Genomic DNA, 583 nt, shown 5'->3' on the forward strand with positions numbered 1-583 from the left:
AAGACGCGAGGCATCGACGACCTTCATTTCCGGAAGGCGCTCCTGGAGCGCACTTACATCGGCCGGCGCGAGATTCCAGCAGCCGAGCTCGAAACCTACCCTCTTGCCCGCCAATCCCAACCGCCGAAGAACTTCGGCGCACACCTTGGCAAAGTCTGGCTGCTCCGTATAGCAAACGATCTCGTCGATGAAGCTTTCTGCGCGAACGCCAGTCAGTTCGTATTCGCGGACCACATATGTCGGTGCTCGCCCCGGCACGAGGATCAACGGGAATGGCATGAAGTACGCGCCCATCCCATCGTATCCGCTGAGATACCGGACATGACCATGAGCGGTGACCACGACTGCGTCGAGGTCAGCTCGACTCACCGCTTCAAGCACCTTCTTCTGCCGCCGCTCGTACTCTGATTTCGGGAACGGGGCGCCGGTGAAAGGGATCGGTTTGAGCGCGGTCATAGATCAGTTCCTCTTCGCAACCATTGATGTTTCGTTTCGGTCGATCGGTTTGACGGCACGGTTATCCACCTCGCCCATTCTTATTCCAAACACCGTCCAGCCATCTCAGCTTCGTTGATGCGTCGAA

1 protein-coding gene is annotated in these 583 nt (G+C 57.8%); it reads right to left on the minus strand.

Translation table 11 applies throughout. The features are described 5' to 3' along the window. On the minus strand, positions 1-456 hold a 456-nt coding region (locus tag IVA80_RS30695; protein ID WP_247438498.1), incomplete at its 3' end, for an aminopeptidase P family N-terminal domain-containing protein. Positions 457-583: the final 127 nt, after the last annotated feature.

Origin of the sequence: Bradyrhizobium sp. 139 (assembly GCF_023074175.1) — a bacterium.
GTDB lineage: Bacteria > Pseudomonadota > Alphaproteobacteria > Rhizobiales > Xanthobacteraceae > Bradyrhizobium.